General features: G+C 39.6%; 14 protein-coding genes. 1 reads left to right on the top strand and 13 read right to left on the bottom strand.

The genetic code is table 11. The annotated features are described in order from the left end of the window. Positions 1 to 432: 432 nt before the first annotated feature. The 13 genes from cymR to ACXYMX_RS10545 all read right to left on the bottom strand — a co-directional run bounded on the left by cymR (position 433) and on the right by ACXYMX_RS10545 (position 15,695). Complete coding sequence (cymR, locus tag ACXYMX_RS10605) at positions 433 to 852, bottom strand: cysteine metabolism transcriptional regulator CymR (RefSeq protein WP_459044201.1); 420 nt, start codon at positions 850 to 852, stop codon at positions 433 to 435. Between the two features lie 194 nt (positions 853 to 1,046). Then, positions 1,047 to 2,024 carry an ABC transporter ATP-binding protein gene (locus ACXYMX_RS10600; RefSeq protein WP_459044200.1) on the bottom strand — a complete coding sequence of 326 codons (978 nt, stop codon included), beginning with the start codon at positions 2,022 to 2,024 and terminating at the stop codon, positions 1,047 to 1,049. Continuing rightward, a complete protein-coding gene (locus ACXYMX_RS10595) occupies positions 2,025 to 2,996 on the bottom strand; it encodes an ABC transporter ATP-binding protein (RefSeq protein ID WP_459044199.1) in 972 nt (323 codons plus the stop codon). It abuts the gene before it with no gap. Between the two features lie 68 nt (positions 2,997 to 3,064). Beyond that, positions 3,065 to 3,991, bottom strand: a complete 927-nt coding sequence (nikC, locus tag ACXYMX_RS10590) for a nickel transporter permease (protein WP_459044198.1) — start codon at positions 3,989 to 3,991, stop codon at positions 3,065 to 3,067. 11 nt (positions 3,992 to 4,002) lie between these two features. Then, positions 4,003 to 5,025: an ABC transporter permease gene (locus ACXYMX_RS10585; protein ID WP_459044197.1), complete on the bottom strand. Its 1,023-nt coding sequence runs from the start codon at positions 5,023 to 5,025 to the stop codon at positions 4,003 to 4,005. A gap of 8 nt (positions 5,026 to 5,033) precedes the next feature. Beyond that, positions 5,034 to 6,641 (bottom strand): ABC transporter substrate-binding protein, encoded by a 1,608-nt coding sequence (locus tag ACXYMX_RS10580; RefSeq protein WP_459044196.1) that lies wholly within the window; start codon positions 6,639 to 6,641, stop codon positions 5,034 to 5,036. Then, positions 6,628 to 7,746 carry a DUF917 domain-containing protein gene (locus ACXYMX_RS10575; protein ID WP_459044249.1) on the bottom strand — a complete coding sequence of 373 codons (1,119 nt, stop codon included), beginning with the start codon at positions 7,744 to 7,746 and terminating at the stop codon, positions 6,628 to 6,630. The genes ACXYMX_RS10580 and ACXYMX_RS10575 overlap by 14 nt, the downstream gene beginning before the upstream one ends. 26 nt (positions 7,747 to 7,772) lie before the next feature. Then, the gene (locus ACXYMX_RS10570; RefSeq protein WP_459044195.1) at positions 7,773 to 9,503 is read right to left on the bottom strand and encodes a hydantoinase B/oxoprolinase family protein; all 1,731 of its coding nucleotides are present in this window, start codon (positions 9,501 to 9,503) and stop codon (positions 7,773 to 7,775) included. A 1-nt stretch (position 9,504) separates the two neighbouring features. Further along, positions 9,505 to 11,550 carry a hydantoinase/oxoprolinase family protein gene (locus ACXYMX_RS10565; protein ID WP_459044194.1) on the bottom strand — a complete coding sequence of 682 codons (2,046 nt, stop codon included), beginning with the start codon at positions 11,548 to 11,550 and terminating at the stop codon, positions 9,505 to 9,507. A 30-nt stretch (positions 11,551 to 11,580) separates the two neighbouring features. After that, the gene (locus ACXYMX_RS10560; protein WP_459044193.1) at positions 11,581 to 12,126 is read right to left on the bottom strand and encodes a helix-turn-helix domain-containing protein; all 546 of its coding nucleotides are present in this window, start codon (positions 12,124 to 12,126) and stop codon (positions 11,581 to 11,583) included. Positions 12,127 to 12,410: 284 nt separating this feature from the next. Further along, positions 12,411 to 13,970 carry a hydantoinase/oxoprolinase N-terminal domain-containing protein gene (locus tag ACXYMX_RS10555; protein ID WP_459044192.1) on the bottom strand — a complete coding sequence of 520 codons (1,560 nt, stop codon included), beginning with the start codon at positions 13,968 to 13,970 and terminating at the stop codon, positions 12,411 to 12,413. A 5-nt stretch (positions 13,971 to 13,975) separates the two neighbouring features. Beyond that, positions 13,976 to 15,073 carry a DUF917 domain-containing protein gene (locus ACXYMX_RS10550; protein WP_459044191.1) on the bottom strand — a complete coding sequence of 366 codons (1,098 nt, stop codon included), beginning with the start codon at positions 15,071 to 15,073 and terminating at the stop codon, positions 13,976 to 13,978. A gap of 22 nt (positions 15,074 to 15,095) precedes the next feature. Next, entirely contained in the window at positions 15,096 to 15,695 is a 600-nt protein-coding gene (locus ACXYMX_RS10545; protein ID WP_459044190.1) for a TetR/AcrR family transcriptional regulator, read from the bottom strand. A gap of 169 nt (positions 15,696 to 15,864) precedes the next feature. Between ACXYMX_RS10545 and ACXYMX_RS10540 the strand changes: the two genes are divergently transcribed. After that, positions 15,865 to 17,148: a replication-associated recombination protein A gene (locus tag ACXYMX_RS10540; RefSeq protein ID WP_459044189.1), complete on the top strand. Its 1,284-nt coding sequence runs from the start codon at positions 15,865 to 15,867 to the stop codon at positions 17,146 to 17,148. The last annotated feature ends 53 nt before the right edge of the window (positions 17,149 to 17,201 follow it).

Here is a 17,201-nt window from a genome sequence, read left to right as displayed (position 1 = left end):
GCGGAAAGATAAAGTTCAATCTTTCCCTGACGCGTTCCGGAGGGCAGGCGGTGGACCAACCCGTTCGCAAAAGCCGTTCTTCGTTACGGCTTTCGCTCCCGTTGGTTGTTTCACCTGACCGGCTGTCCTCCCGGAGTCGCCGTCTTCCACTTCAATCAACTAGGAGTGTACAAATAGTATGATTGCTACACTCCTAGTACTGCAATAATCATGAAGTAAATCGACCCAGCGCAGAAGCGACAAGTGTGAGCCTCCCGTAGGAAGACCGACAGTGAACTTTCTGGCGGGCTTCCTACGGGAGGCCATCACCAATTAATGTTCATTATTTTAGCTATGCTAAAAAACGTTGACGAAGCGATATTTCCACACCTCCCACTCTACAAGAAGTGTACAAATAATTGATCAACTATCAACAGAGTTATTTAACAGAACCTAAATGTAAAACATATATCCTTCAGAATCGGAATCTGTTTCCGATTGAACTAAATCTTCAATTGTAGTTGTATCTAGTACTTCCCGAACTGCTTCAGCAATACGTTTCCACAGTTCCTTTTGAGGAATGTCGCCGTTTTCAAGTCCTTCAACAGGTTGGATTGGCCCTTCTAATATGCGAATGACATCGCCTGAAGTAATTTCAGATGGCGGCCTTGAAAGCATATAACCACCGTGTGCACCTCGCACACTTTTCACAATTCCATTATTCCGAAGTGGCGGAATTAATTGCTCTAAATAGGCTTCAGATAACGATTGTTCCAACGCTATTTGCCTAAGAGGAATCGGACCTTCACCGTACTTGCTCCCAAGTGCAACAACAACAGTTAGCCCATACCTTCCTCTTGTAGAAATTTTCATAATTCATACACCCGTCCTTTTCACCAATTGCTTCAAATTAGTATATCATAAATGCGAATGAAAACAGAAGACACCGCATTCAGCAGAAGCACATCTACGAATGACCATGGATAATTGGAATAGTAGCATCCAAAAAGAGCCTCTTCGACCATATTTCCTGGTCAAGAGGCTCTACAATTGCTCTGAAGAATCGTTTAGTCTTTCCTTAATTCAAGTTCAGCTGAACGATGACACCTTACTAAATGTTCACCCTCACTTTGTAGGAGCTCCTGCTTATTTCCACATGCTTCAACTACATACGGGCACCGTGATGCAAATCGACACCCTTTTGGAGGATCAATTGCTTTTGGCATTTCGCCTTCAAATAATGTGAGTGTAAAATCTGATTGTCCGATTGTAGGGAGTGAATTGAATAATAACTGAGTATAAGGATGCTCGGGATGATTAAAAATGGTATCTACATCTCCCATTTCCACAATTTCTCCTAAATACATGACAGCAACTCTTGTACACATATGCTTAATAACACTTAAATCATGTGAAATAAACAAATAAGTCAAGCCCTTCGATTTTTGAAGGTCTTTCAATAGATTTAAAATCTGCGCTTGAACAGACATATCGAGTGCCGATGTGGGTTCATCCAAAATAATAAACTTTGGGTCTAAGGCAATTGCACGAGCAATTCCAACCCTTTGACGTTGGCCACCACTTAACTGGTGAGGGTATCGTGAATAGAAATCTTCATTTAGACCCACTTCTACCAATAACTCTTTTGCCTTTTTCTCTTTTTCAAGCTTCGACATGGATGTGTGTGTTTCGAGTGGTTCCTCGATAATCGTCCCTATTTTCATCCGTGGGTTAACAGACCAATAGGGATCTTGAAACACCATTTGAATGTCCTTCCGGCTTTTCATTTCTTCGGTTTTATTCAAGTCAAATAAGTTTTTCCCAGTAAAATGAATCTCGCCTTCTGTCGGAGAGTAGGAACGTAAAATCGTCCGAGATAAAGTACTCTTTCCGCATCCTGATTCCCCTATAAGTCCAAAACACTCTCCATCTTTAATCGTAAAAGAAACATCATCTACTGCTTGAACATATTTCTTTTTCCCAAAAACACCGGTTTTTACTGGAAAGTACTTTTTCAACTGTTTAATTTCAAGTAAATCAGTCATTTAAAGCACCTCCTCATTTGGGAAGTAACAGGCGACTTGATGATTATTTCCCGCGTCTGTTAGTTTTGGCATTCCCTTTGTAGTACATTCTGGTTGTGCATTTGGACAACGATTTGAAAAAACACAACCCGGAAGATTACGATCTATCATTCCTTCAATTACGGGTAGTTTTTCCCTCGTTTCATGAATTCTAGGAATGGCTTCCATTAGCATTTTAGTATAGGGGTGTCTCGGACTTTTGAAGACATCTTTTGTGTGTCCTGCTTCTACAATATGCCCCCCATACATAATTGCGATTCGATCTGCAATATGAGAAACAACGCTTAAATTATGAGTGATAAACAAAATTGAAGTACCTTGCGTTTCCTTCAATTGGTTGAGTAGAAAAAGGATTTGCATTTGGATCGTTACATCTAAAGCAGTTGTTGGCTCATCAGCAATTAACAACTTCGGATTACATGCCATGGCCATTGCAATCATTACACGTTGCCTTTGTCCCCCACTTAACTCGTGGGGGTATCGCTTCAATACGCCTTTTGCATCCGGCAAACCAACGAATGTCAACACATCTATTGCTTTTTCTGTAGCAGCATCTTTTGTCATTGTTAAATGCTTACCAATCATGCGAATCATTGGTTCCCCAATTGGAAAAACTGGATTTAAAGAAGTCATAGGGTCTTGGAAAATCATTGTCATTGATTTCCCTCGAATTTTCCCCATCTTCTTTTCTGATAACTGTAGTAAATCTTCACCTTCAAATGCTATGGAGCCGTTCGTGATTTTCGCCTTTTTCGTTGGAAACAATTGCATAATAGCAGACGCAGTCATAGATTTACCTGAACCCGTTTCACCTACAAGCGCAACTGTCTCAGATCGATTGATGGATAAATGCTCCAACTCCAAAACCGTTTCCGTGCCATAACGGGTTTCAATCTCTACTTTGACGTCTTTCATATCTAGTATCGTATCCACAGTTTACTCCCCCCTTACTTTCAAATGCGCATAATACTAGGTTTCCCTCGTCACTTTTATTTTGTAAATTACGATTCACGCGTTTTTGGATCTAGGTAATCTCTAAGTCCATCACCTAAGAAATTAAATGCCATGACTGTAATAAAAATAAATAATCCTGGGAAAGTAACATACCACCAATTCGTCAAGAAAAAGTTTCGTCCGATATTAACAAGTAACCCCCACTCAGGCTGTGGTGCTTGTGCGCCCAAGCCTAAAAAACTAAGGGAAGCTGCGGTAAGAATGATCGAACCGAAATCCATAGATACTTGAACAATAACTGGCGCTAAACTGTTTGGCAAAATATGGCGGAATATGATTTTCCACGATGGGACACCTAAAGCTTTTGCTGCTTCTACAAATCCACGTTCACGCAACGAAACAACTTGCCCGCGAATCAGCCTTGTATACCACGGCCACCATGAGATTGAAATGGCTATCATCATATTTGTCAGGGACGGGCCTAGTAATGCAGCAATTGCAATTGAAAGTAGTAAAGGTGGAAAGCTTAGAAATACATCTGAAACTCGCATAATTACTTCATCTATCCATTTTCCAAAATATCCAGCTATTAAACCGAGCGGAATACCGATAGCAATTGCCAAGCCTATCGCAATTAGTCCAATTTGAAATGAGATTCTCGTTCCATATATAACTCGACTAAACAAGTCTCTTCCAAGTTCATCTGTGCCAAAAAAATGGGCCATACTAGGTGGTAGAAATTTCTTTTCTAAGTGCGTTTCCGCAATCACATCATTCGGATACGGTACAATAACCGGTGCGAATATTGCTAGAATTCCTAATACCACAATTGTCAAAAACCCAAAATAAGCAAGCTTATTTGTCTTAAAAAAGTATTGAACTTCAGTTAGAAATACGTTCCCCTTTAACATGTTCTTACGATACACTCGCTCAGTAGGCGGAGGAGGAGAAACATTTCGATTTAAATTGGTCATTTTTCATCCTCCTATTCCGCATTTACTTTTATTCTAGGATCAAGAACAGCTAAGAATAAATCTACAAATAAATTCATCATTAGATACGCCGCAGTTACAAATATTGTCACGCCCATAATTACTGGGAAATCTGAAGACAAAATAGCCTTTGACGTATACAATCCTAGGCCTGGCCATGAAAAAACAGACTCTATTAAAAATGTCGTTGTTAATGCATAAGCAAATGTTAACCCCATAGATGTGAGAGTTGGACCCATAGCGTTTTTCAATGCATATTTAAAGATTTGTATGTTTCTAGAAAATCCAAATGCTTTCGTTACTCTCATATACTCTTCACCTATCACTTCAAGCATTGAAGATCGAGTCATTCGAGTCACTACGCCTAATGGAAAAGCAGCCATCGTTAACATCGGAAGAATTGAATGGCTTAGTGCATCTTTGAAAAATATCCAGTTTCCCTGAATAATTGAATCTACCAAATGGGATCCTGTTATCCGCTCAATTGGATAAAGTAAAGAAACATCTGTAGAAACGCGCTCTGCTAATGGGAACCACCCTAGAGTTTTAAAGAAGATTAACTGCAAAATCATCGCTAGCCAAAACGCTGGTACAGATACACCAGCTATACTAATCCCCCTAGCTAAGTGATCTATCCATGTTTCTTTCTTAACGGCGGTTAAAACGCCTAATGGAATACCTACGATTAAAGCAATCAACATTCCTCCAAAGATAATTTCTAAACTCGAAGGAAGGAATATTAGAAGCTCTGATAATACTTTCTGATGGGAAGAAATCGACACTCCCCAATCCCCAGTAATTAAGCCTTTCATATAGGAGAGATATTGAAGTGGGATCGATTGATCTAACCCCAATTCAATTTTCGCTGCCGCAATTTGTTCAGCGGTGGCTCGGGGGCCAATCCACCGAGCCGCGGGTTCTGATGGCACTACACGCGCAATTATAAATGTAATCAGTGAGACACCGAATAAAACAAAAATACTTAGAAAGAGTCTTCGAAAAATAAATCGAATCATATGATTACCTACTTTTTGAATGTATTATGGAAAAACACGACATTCGGATATGCTGGATTATCTTCATAACCGCCAAAGCTCTTACTTACTACGCGCATGTATTTCTTATCAAATAAGGAAATACCCGGGACGTCTTCGACTAAAATGCTCTGTGCTTGTTTATAAAGATCGATTGCTTTTTCACGGTCAAGTCCAGCAATTTTTTGTGCTTCGTCGACTAGCTTGTCATATTCCCCGTTTGAATAATATGCAAGGTTAAATACGACTTCATCTTCTGAACCGTATAAGTTTTGCATAAACGAATATGGATCTGCATAGTCTGGCCACCAGTACATAAAGAATAAATCTTGACGTGCATTTGGATCTGTCGATTTCGATAAATCCCACTGCGCATCCCAAAGCATACCTTTTAATTCTAAATCAAAGCCGATCTTCGCAAGTTCAATTTTCATTAATTCTGCAATTTGCCTTTCATCTTCATCAGCTGAAAGGTAAGTCAGTGATAAGTCGCCTCCACTTACACCTGCTTCTTCTAATAATTCTTTTGCCTTCTCTAAATCATACGTATATTGAGGTAGCGTATTATCATGACCCCAAAGTCCTTTTGGAATCGTACCGAACGACTGTGTCACGGTATTTCCTAGTACACCTTCAATAATACTGTCGTAAGGAATCGCATAGGCAAGCGCCTGACGAACTTTTGGATTTGAAAATGGTTCTTTTTCAGTATTTAAAAGCATAATCAGTTGTTGGAAACTTTCTGTCTCAACGACAGATACTTCATCGTTGCCACTCAATGATTTTATTAACTCATTTGGCATTTGCTGTACAAAGTCTAAATCACCATTTTGAACCATTTGCAAACGTGTATTTGCTTCAGGTATTGCTTTAAATACTACCTTTTGGTAATTCTCTTCTTTCCAACCGCCCCAATACTCGTTAAATGAATCTAGGATTAATTGACTTCCACGCTCCCATTTCTCTGGTAAATAAGCGCCTGTCCCAGCAGAGTTCCCTTCATTGAACCACTCTTCTCCACCATTTTCCTCAGCATATTTCGCATCAAAAATAAAAGAAGCATAACCTGATGCTACAATCGTGTCCAATGGAGCTGGGTAACTTAATTTAAACTCGAGCGTATATGCATCTGTTGCTGTAATTTGTTCAACAGAATCCCAAATGAATGCTGCACCCTTGCCTCTCTCGATTGTTCGTTCAAAAGATTCTTTTGCAGATTCTGCTGTCATTTCATTGCCTGTATGGAACTTAACTCCTTCTTTTAATTTAAATGTCCAAGTAAGTCCATCTTCAGAAACCTCATATGTCTCCGCTAGAATCGGATCAAAGGATTCTGTTTTTGAGTCGTATCTAAGCAATGTTTCATACATATTGTTCATCGCAACAATTTCATTCGAGTAACTGTCACTCGGATCCCAAAATACCATGACTTCATCGTGGGCACCATAAATCGCCACTCCGCCTTTTGCACTCGCTTCTGTTCCACCATCTTCAGTACCTTTCTCATCCGTATCAGTTGAGCTGTCTTTATTACAAGCAGCAAGTAGCAACACCAAACTTAGTAACGTTAGTAATGTCCATAGTCTATTCATTTTCATTTCCCATAACCTCCTTATTTTCTTGTAATGTTAAATAAATGCTACGATCAAAGCCAATGTATTCTGGTCCATAAAGCGATAAGCCCTTTTCAGTTTCCCACATTTTTGGTGCAGGAAATGTTAGGACTGCAACCTTCATACCTTCTTTGCAGGATGGGTTTAAGATTGGCAAACCGTCTTCTAAGTTGATGACGCTTATTAGTTCAGGGATGATCGCAATAATTTCACCATTTGAGCGGGCGTACATAAATTCATTTCGGAACCAAATCGTTAACAACTCCCCACCTTCAAAGGAAGTAATGTTAATTTCTCCTTCTATAAATCCACCAACATCCTCCCAATTCGCTGAAGTGATGATTCCTTCAATCAACTGATTTCCCTTCCCAACTTTAATCATTGAATCTACCGGTGAAACTCCTCGGCTATTCGCCTCTCTTAACGCTCTACCCATCTGTTCAGAGTTTAAGATTGTATTCGCAATGACAGATTCTTTAAGAACTTTACCATCGACCGGATGATCACATATACCTGCAAAATTCCCAGATGAAATAGCAAAACTACGTGCATGTTCTTCCGCTCGATCGTGATTTCCCACTGCCTCTACTAGAAGTACCTCACCGTATTGATTGGATAACGCGAAAGGGGCAATCGACACATCGTGTAAATTGAATGTTGTATGAGATAGTTCAGGAACTGCCCTTCCAGCTGGGTCCGCGTCAATTAGAGGGATGTCTAGGATTGCAGCCACTTCCATTGCCCACGCTATATTTGCACCAAGTTCAGTCGCGATAACTGCATTTAACTTTTTTCCTAAATGTCTTTCCAATGTCAAGGCGGCAATAGTGGAGACGTGCTTAGTCGACAGTGTTAGATTAGCTAATTTTTCAGTTACTTCTTTTTTTGCTGGCGCCACAGAACCAACATAATAAGGAGATGCAACAAACCAGTCATCTTCAACTTCTTCTAAAGATATAATGTTAACATGCTTACCATTTCGGTAAATATTTTGAACAAGTTTGAGACCTGCTTCAAAATCGCCGCCCCCACCTGTTCCATAAACACTTGCACCGTACAGGATGTCTTCTGCTTCTTGCTGCGTTAACATTTTCAAACTAGTCATCTCCTTAGTTGTCAATCATGTGCTTCTCTTTCTTTTGTCACTTCCTGTACTTCTAGAGTTTCACCATCAATAATGAGTCCAAAAATAGTCTCTGCTTGTTGGGTCGTAATAAATTCATTTTTCACATCTGCTAGGACTAGTTCAACATCACGCTGTAAAGGATTTCCGAATCCTCCTCCGGTACCTGTTACAAGCTTCACTACATCACCTTCATTGAGTGGATAACGGGCGTAAATGCCAAAGGGTCCATCGACCTCTCCCGATTTCTTCTCGATATAAAACCGATTCGGAGACCCGTCTTCACCTTCATTCAATCCCCAAGGAGGATTTAAATGCCTTCCAAAAGTAACCGATACAAATTGATTGTCTGATAAGGCTCGGTAAGAACGAATCACACCTGCACCACCGACAAATTCACCCGCTCCAGCTCCGTCCGTGTTCAGTGAATACGTATCTACCATGACTCCGTACCTTGCTTCTGCGATTTCAACTGGAACGTTGTAGGTTTCCCCGTCTCCAATACAAAATTGTGCTCTAACTCCATCTTCTTCGTTGTTTGCTCCCCAACCGCCCAAAGACGGTTCAACAATTAAAAAAGGTTCTTTTGTATCCGGGTGCTCTCCAGATAACGTAACAGAACAAACAGAGAGAAAATGACCTGCCCCGAGTTTTTTAGGTAGCAGATGCGCTAACGCTTTCCAAACTAAATCCGCGCCCATCGAACCACTTTCCCAGTAAACAGATGTAGGTGCTGGTCGTTCACAAGAAAATATTGAACCTGGATCAGTAATAATTTCAAGCGGGCGAAACACCCCGTCATTTATATGGTGATCTTCATTTGTGATCGCTAGGAAAACTGTACGGACATCCGAAACAAGTGTTGTATAGGAACAATTCACAGGGCCAGGAACTTGAGGATGACTCCCTCTAAAATCACATATAAATTGGTCGTCTAAAATAGAGACTTTTACCTGCACCTTAAATGGTCCGTTTCCAAGCCCGTCAAAATCAATAAAGTCTTCAGCAAAATACTCCCCGTTAGGTAAAGAACGAATGCTTTCTTTTGAAATCAGTTCACCTTGATCTAACAATAATTCTGCTGTATATTGAACTGTTTCTTTTCCATATTTATCACAAAGTTCTTGATATCTTTTTGCACCGATTCGTAGTGAAGCAATTTGTGCCCATAGATCGCTTATCGACAGATCTGGGAAACGTACATTTGCTTGAATTATTTCGATTAAAGGCTGATTTATTTTTCCAGCCTCAAACAATTTTACACAAGGAAACTGTAAACCTTCCTGATAAATCTCTGTTGCATCGTTTGTAAATGAACCAGGATCTTTTCCACCAACGTCTGTCCAATGTGCCTTATTTGAAGAGAATGCAACCAATTCACCTTCGTAATAGATAGGCATCACTAACCCGACATCCGATAGATGAGAGCCTCCACCTTTGTATGGATCGTTTATAATAATAATATCCCCTGGATGAATATCGTCTTTAAACTTTTTTACAGATTCTTGAACCATCGCACTAACCATTCCGATAAAACCTGTGACACCATTTCCCTGCGTTAACAAGTAACCTTCAGGATTTGTTAAACCCGTAGCGTAATCCAAAACTTCGTATACTATCGGACTCATCGATGTTTTTCCGAGCGTATAAAACATTTCTTCCCCAATCGAAGTTAAGGAATCTTTTACAATTTCCAGAGTGAATGGATCAAATTTTTTCTCCAATTTAAACCACCCTTTCTGTGTAAATAACTAAGTTTCCATAGACATCTACTTCAAGTTCCTGTTTTGGATATAATGGAACCGACGTCATCTGATCCTCTATAATTGCAGGACCTTTTATTTTCATCATTGGCTTCAAATTGTTTCGGTTATAAACTTCGGTCAACAACCATCCGTCTTCCTCAAAGTACACATCTCTTTCATAGTCAGCAGTAGCTTGATTGCCCTCTACATAATCAAGTTTCTTAAGTTCAGGACGCTTTATTTTCCCCAATGTTGTCAGATGAAGATTCACAATCTCCACATCTGATTCTTCTAATTTGAATGTGTAGTTTTTCTCGTGCAATGCGTGGAAGTCAGAAGTAATCTGCGTAATCGAATGACTACCCCATTCGCCCGCTGCTACAGGGACCTTTACTGTATGTTCTTGTCCCACGTATCTGGCATCTACATAACGAGAAAATACAACATGTTCTTCTTTCACGCCTTCTTGGATAAATTGTTCCTTAGCCTGTCGCTCGAGCACATTCCACTCATTATTCAACTCGCTTACATCCGATTGTCCAAGTCGCTGTAGAAAAGTTTGGATGAAATCTTGCCTTAAATCACTCATGAGCATACCCCAAGCAGAGAATACAGCCGAAGCTATAGGAACAATCACCTTTTTTATACCTAGTTCTTTCGCTAAGAATGGTGCATGCAAGGGACCACCTCCACCAAATGCGACCATAGTAAAATCACGTGGGTCATACCCTTTTCGAACAGATATCAGTTTCAGAGCGTTTAACATATTCGAATTCGCCAACCGAATAATGCCTAAAGCTGCGTCTTCTACATCCATATCAAACTTTTTCGCTATTTTCTCATTGACGATCTCTTTCATTATTTCGAGATCCACAGGATTTTCGAAATTAGCAACAGAAAGTCGACCCGTCAGTAAATTAGCATCGGTAATCGTTGGTTCACTTCCACCTCTACCATAAGCAATTGGTCCCGGATTTGCCCCCGCCGAATGAGGACCTACACGTAAGGAACCAATCGAATCAATCCATGCAATCGATCCACCACCATTTCCGATTTCCACAATGTCGACTACAGGTACTTTTAACGGATAGCCCGCACTCTTCTCTGTTTTTTCAATGTAATAGTCCGTTGTGACTCTTACGTTTCCTTTTTCAATTAAAGAACATTTTGCGGTTGTACCACCCACATCAAAAGCTATAAGATTTTCTTCTCCAAGTAGTTCACCTAGCAGCGCTGTTCCATATACTCCTGCAACTGGGCCAGACTCTACCATATTAATCGGCGCTTCTTTTGCTAAACTAAAGGTCGTTGTACCCCCGTTAGACTGCATAATGTATTTTTGTTTATTAATTTTACGATCCGTTAATTTTTGTTCAAGGCGATTGATATACGAGGATGCAATTGGTTTAACATACGAATTCATAGCAGTTGTGTTCGTTCGTTCATATTCACGCCATTCTTTCGTAATCTCGTATGAAGCTGTAATCGATACCTCAGGCCACAGTTCTTTAACAAGTTTAACTGCTTCGATTTCATGAACTGGATTTTTGTATGAATGCAAAAATACTATCGCAATCGCTTCAACTGCCTCTTTCTTAAAATCTAGGATGATTTTCTCAAGGTCTTCTTTTTTCAGACTTTGAATAATATCCCCTTTATAATTTAAGCGCTCATCTACTTCTCTTCTCAAATAACGCGGGATAATCGGTTTTGGTTTTTGATAACGTACATTGAATAAGTCCGGTCGATTTCCACGCGCTATTTCCAAAACATCACGAAAACCTTTTGTCGTAATTAGCCCTGTTTTTACGCCTTTTCTTTCTGTTAACGTATTAATAATTACTGTAGTTCCATGGATAAATGTTTCAATTTCTTGAAGTGATTCTTGACTCTTTTCAAGTACGTTCATAACACCTTCTTCAAAATTGGGTGACGTCGTATTACTTTTTGAAAAGCCAATGTCTCCTTCTTCTGTAACATAGACCAAGTCCGTGAAAGTTCCCCCAACATCCGTCGATACTCTCATCCTTTGAATCTCCCTTCAACTTCTCTAAAGTTAAAAAATAGGTGGCGTTAATACACTTAACAAAATCGTTTCCTCGTCCAAAGGATTTTCGTAATCATGTGCAATGATTGAAGGAAAGTGAATCGATTCTCCTTCACGAACAAGAAATACTTCGTCTTCGATAAAAAATTGAAGAGCACCTTTTAGCACGTAGTAAAATTCTTCTCCTGTATGAGCATAGGAAGTCTCTTTTTTTTGGTTCGGTTTCACACGAACGATTAACGGTTCTAATCTTCGACTTGAAAAATTACCACTTAAACGAGTGTAGGTCGTTTCCGAACCATCAACTTGAAATGAATTCTGATCCTCACTCTTTCGATGATACTTAGGATTTCCAAAAGGCTTTTCGAAAAAGTGATTAATATCAAGCTCAAATGCATCAGCTATTTTTTTTAAAGAAGTAACGGTTAACGAGGATGAACCTCTTTCAATCATCGATAGAAACCCGCCGGATAATTCAGTTTTTTGACTCAAATCTTTTAATGTCCAATTTCTTTCTTTACGCAACGTTTTAATTTTGCCAGATATGTTGTCCATAGGTTAATTTATGTCACCCTCTCTTCGAAGAAATTAGATATATCTAATTTATTTAACTATATCGAATACTCTATCATGAAATTAAGCTCTGTCAATACGCGTATCATGGAAGAGAGGGGCTCATCGATTCCTAAAATATGTACGTTTGTAACTAAAATAATATCTTTCTTGTGAATCTAATGATCAAAATGGACTGTTTTTTCTTTGATTCTTCAGGTGACTTCTTGCCATAAGTTAAGTTGTAACAATCACTTAACTTATGGCTCTGAATATCTCTTTCTGTATTACGAATTGTTCTGGCCCAGAGTCCCTGCAGCTTTAACTTTCACGTGAATCGAATTTCCAGGTAAATATGCAAGTGGTACATCTTCTAAATGAATAATTTTAACCGTTTCAGGAGCTGCTCCCGCATTTACTGCATCATCGATTGCACATTGCTTAGCATCTGCGATAATTTCTTCATAAGACATTGTCTCTAATGTATAAATCTTATCGGTTTCACCACTTATTTCTCCAAGTGCTGCGCCAATCGCATTTGCAACTTCAAAATGGTCCGGACGGTGCACTTCGGAGACGCCTTTTAATTTACTTGAAATCAGGATGCTTCCACCACCTACTAGAATGACAGGTACATCACCTTGACTCGTTTTCATACGATCAATTGACTCTTCAATCATTTCCATCATTTGGCGTTCAGCTTTTTTTGCCAACTCCAAATCAATAGATTCCGTTTTTGCATCATCAAAATGATACCTTCCAAGTTTGACTGCGACATCGGTAGCCGTTAATGTATCCCCGCCAAATATGATCCCTTTTTCAGTTAATTGGTATCCAACACTATCCGGACCAATCGTCAGCTCGCCCAATTTTTCACGAATTATTGTTCCTCCCCCGAGTCCAAAAGAAGATAAGTCTGGCATTCTAAAATTGGTTCGAATCTTTCCGATATCAACCGCCATTGAAGATTTTCTAGGGAACCCGTTAACTAGCACCCCAACATCAGAGGTCGTCCCACCTATATCTACAACTAAAGCATCTTCCAATCCTGACAAATGTCCGGCTCCTCGAATTGAATTCGTCGGTCCACTAGCAATCGTCAAAATTGGATATTCAAGCGCATAAGCGTTCGTCATAAGCGTTCCATCATTTTGACCAAAGTAAATTTGAGCATCGATGCCTTCACTTTCCAACGTACTCCTAAATTCACTCGCTACACTACGCACAGTTTCTTTCAAAGCTGCATTCATAATCGTCGCGTTTTCTCTTTCCAATAATCCAATGCTTCCAATTTTGTTCGATAATGAAATATAAACATTGTCCCCTAGTACGCTTTTTACAATTGAGGCAACTTTTTCTTCATGTGCTTGATTGACAGGAGAAAAAACTCCAACAATCGCAATGGAATCCACTTTTCCTTTCAATATTTCACAAACTTCATGGATTTCGTCTTCATTTATCTTTGATATTTCCCTACCATCATATTCAAATCCACCTGCTACGATATGTGTATGATTTCCAATTACCTCTATAATATCTTCTGGCCATCCAGCTAAAGGCGGAATTGAAGTTGTCGCAGGTGCACCAATTCGTATAACTCCGACTTTCGATAAGTTTTTACGTTCGACGATTGCATTTGTACAATGCGTTGTTCCTAGCATTGCATGTGTAATCCACTTCGGATTTACTTGACTTTCTTTCATTAACTTTTGAACGGAGTTGAGTATGCCCGTACTTACATCTTTCGTTGTAGCAACCTTAACTTTACTAATACAATTAAGCTGATCATCTAAAAGAACGGAGTCCGTATTTGTTCCGCCTACATCAATACCAATGCGATAATTCATTTGCGTCAAACCTCTCTTTCCTTCACAAGTTCTTCAACAATTTGATACTCATATGGATACCCAAAGTAACCTGGTCCTACCGTTTCAATTCCTTTTTTAGTTCTCCACTTTTCATTGCAAGGAAATGCGACTACAATCACTCTATCTCCGTACTTCAATCCTTCTGTAGTAATTGGCTCTCCAGTTTCTAAATCCAATACCGCTATTAAATCCGGCGTCATAGCTAGTGGCTTTCTCGTCTTTTCATCAATTGCGAGTAAATGTTCATTTTGAAAATAAAGCCTAAATAGGTTTTCCTTGTCCTCTTTAATTCCTTCAAATAGGGCCTCACCTTTTGTGAATCCATCTTGAATTCTTCTTCGAATGTCAATCGCTTTTGCTTCAAACAATTCATAGCCTTCAAGTTTTTCCAGCATTTCCTTCACTGGATTAAACCCTTTAGAATTCGATTCACGGATGATTAGCCCAACAGACTCGGCTAAGCTTAACGTATCTGGAATCGCACTTTGTTTTACATACTTTCCCTCTAAAGCATAATCACACATCTTTGCACTTCCACCCATTTGAACCGTTATAGACCTAGCAAGACGTTCAGACCATTCACCATCCACTGGATACATCAGTACGGTATTTCCTTGTGCATCTCCCATAGTTACTGCTCCAGGTGAATGTCCATCTAAGTGATAAGTAACCATTTGAGCTTCTGGGAAAGCACGACCCATTGCATCTGCATCCAACACTGGAATTCCTTTTTTAGCAGCTGCAGCAATAGGAATTAGTGAATTTACACCACCTACCTCAATAGGCATAAGTGCATCTGCTTTCCTCCCCAATATCTTTTCAAGCATTTCTAAAGCAGCAGTCAGTTCATGCTCTGAAGCAATTTTTTCAATACCTACAGTAGGCGCACCTATGGAGGATACTGGAACAACTAAGTCATCATCTTTTAGCTCATCCATCGTTATTAGTTTTACTTTTCCATATTTCTTAATTGCTTCGATGGCCATCATTTTCCCTATATAAGGATCTCCACCGCCTCCTGTACCTAAAACAGCTGCGCCTGTTGCAATATTTTCAATTTCTTCAATTCCTAAGTACCTCATTGAAAACTCTCCCTTTTACGATTTATGTAGTTGCGTATTGATTTCGAATACTATTCCAATAAATTTTCCAATTTGTTTTCAATCGGAGTTCTAATTCATCAATGTTACTTTGATAATAAAATAGCTGTATAAACAGGCCGTCCATCAAACACAAAAAACTGGATACTAAACTATCAATCGAATCACTTTTGATTTCGTCTTTGTCCATCGCATCGATAAAAATTTCCCGAAGAATCCCTTCCAAAAATTTATCTGACTTAATAAACTCTTCATGGATTTGGTCCTTCAATCCTTCTGGTGAAAACAACATAAATCGTAGGAAAAATGTTGTTTTCTCTTTCTCTCTTAAATGATACGCATACATTTCTTGAAGAATCTTAAACAGCTTCTCTTCTGCACCTACATCTGAAAGACTGTCTGCTGAATTTTTAATATGCTCAAAATGATCGTGTAAAACATCGTGTAAGGCTGTTAAAAATATGCTTTCCTTGTTTTTATAAAACGCATAGATAGAAGGAGTTTTTATTCCAACTTCATTTGCAATCATAGAAAGAGAGGTTTCCTCATAGCCTTTCATTGCAAACATTCTTAACGCTACTTCTTTAATTTCTTTCTTTCTCATCACGCACCACCTAACGAACATTAGTAAGGAGTATCTTACATCCTTTCCTGCAAGAATACAATGAAAAGTTTAAATTGTTTATTAACTGTGGTAAATCGCAAACAATCAACTATACATTCAATCCAAACAACATGTATACTAGAGGAACGGATGTACGAGGAGGAATACGTTGAGAAATGAACCATTGGCGTACCGAATGCGCCCAACAACAATTGATGAAATTGCTGGTCAGAAAGAGATCATCGGAAAAGACACGGCTCTTTATCGGCTAATAAAAAAAGGCCATGTTCCCTCCATGTTGTTATACGGAGAACCTGGCATCGGAAAAACATCGTTAGCGCATGCAATTGCAGGAACTAGCAATCTACATTTCATTGCTTTGAATGCCACTGTTTCTGGGAAAAAAGACGTTGAGGACGTTGTCGCAGAATCGAGAATTACAGGAAAAGTTCTGTTATTCCTTGATGAGATCCATCGTTTTAATAAACTTCAACAAGATACATTACTTCCCCACGTTGAAAATGGAGCGATTGTACTCATTGGCGCAACAACTGAAAATCCGTACCACGATGTCAACCCCGCAATCCGTTCAAGATGCGGTGAAATTAAACAGCTAAAACGTCTAGAACCCGAAGATTTGATTGAACTATTACATAGAGCACTTCAAGATGACGTACGTGGCCTTGGCAAAATGGATATCGATATAAGCGAGGAACAATTAACTAGAATTGCTGAAGGCGTTAATGGGGATGCGAGAAAAGCACTTAACGTACTTGAATCTGTCGTAAATGCAAGTGATGAAGTTGATGACAAGACCATTGTTGAAGACTGGTTAATCGACAATTTAATAGGGCGAGTTGGGCTGTTTGGCGATAAAAAAGGGACGCATTTTTACAACTTATTATCTGCTTTACAAAAATCAGTTCGGGGTAGCGATGTCAATGCTTCGATTTACTACCTTGCCCACCTCTTGGAAACAGGAGATCTTGTCGCAGTGTCAAGAAGATTATTGGTAATGGCCTATGAAGATGTGGGACTTGCTTCTCCAGAAGTCGGACCTCATGTTCTTGCAGCTACGGAGGCTGCGGTTCGATTAGGAATGCCTGAAGCACGCATCCCACTTGCGAATGCCGTGATTGAGATGTGCCTCGCATCGAAATCAAATTCAGCTTATTCAGCTGTCGATGCAGCCGTTCATGCCATTAACGCTGGTAAAACGGGTGACATTCCAATGCACCTCCGTGATACGCACTACGCAGGTGCAACATCACTCGGTCACGTTGGATATAAGTACCCTCATGATTCACCGCTCGGCTCGTTCGGAGGCTGGGTGGACCAACAATATTTACCGGACAAAGTAGAAGGAACCGAGTTTTACAAACCTGTTTTTGCAGGTGAAGAAGTGAAATTGGCTGCAATCTATGAAAGAATGAAAGAGTTTCGGAAGAAGTAATAAACGAACTCCGCACCCTAGTGAAATCGGGTGCGGAGTTTTTTGTCGATTAT

The sequence above is a fragment of the Sporosarcina sp. CAU 1771 genome (assembly GCF_054482775.1).
Note: the sequence above shows the minus strand (reverse complement) of the source record. Positions and strands in the feature narration are given on the sequence as shown.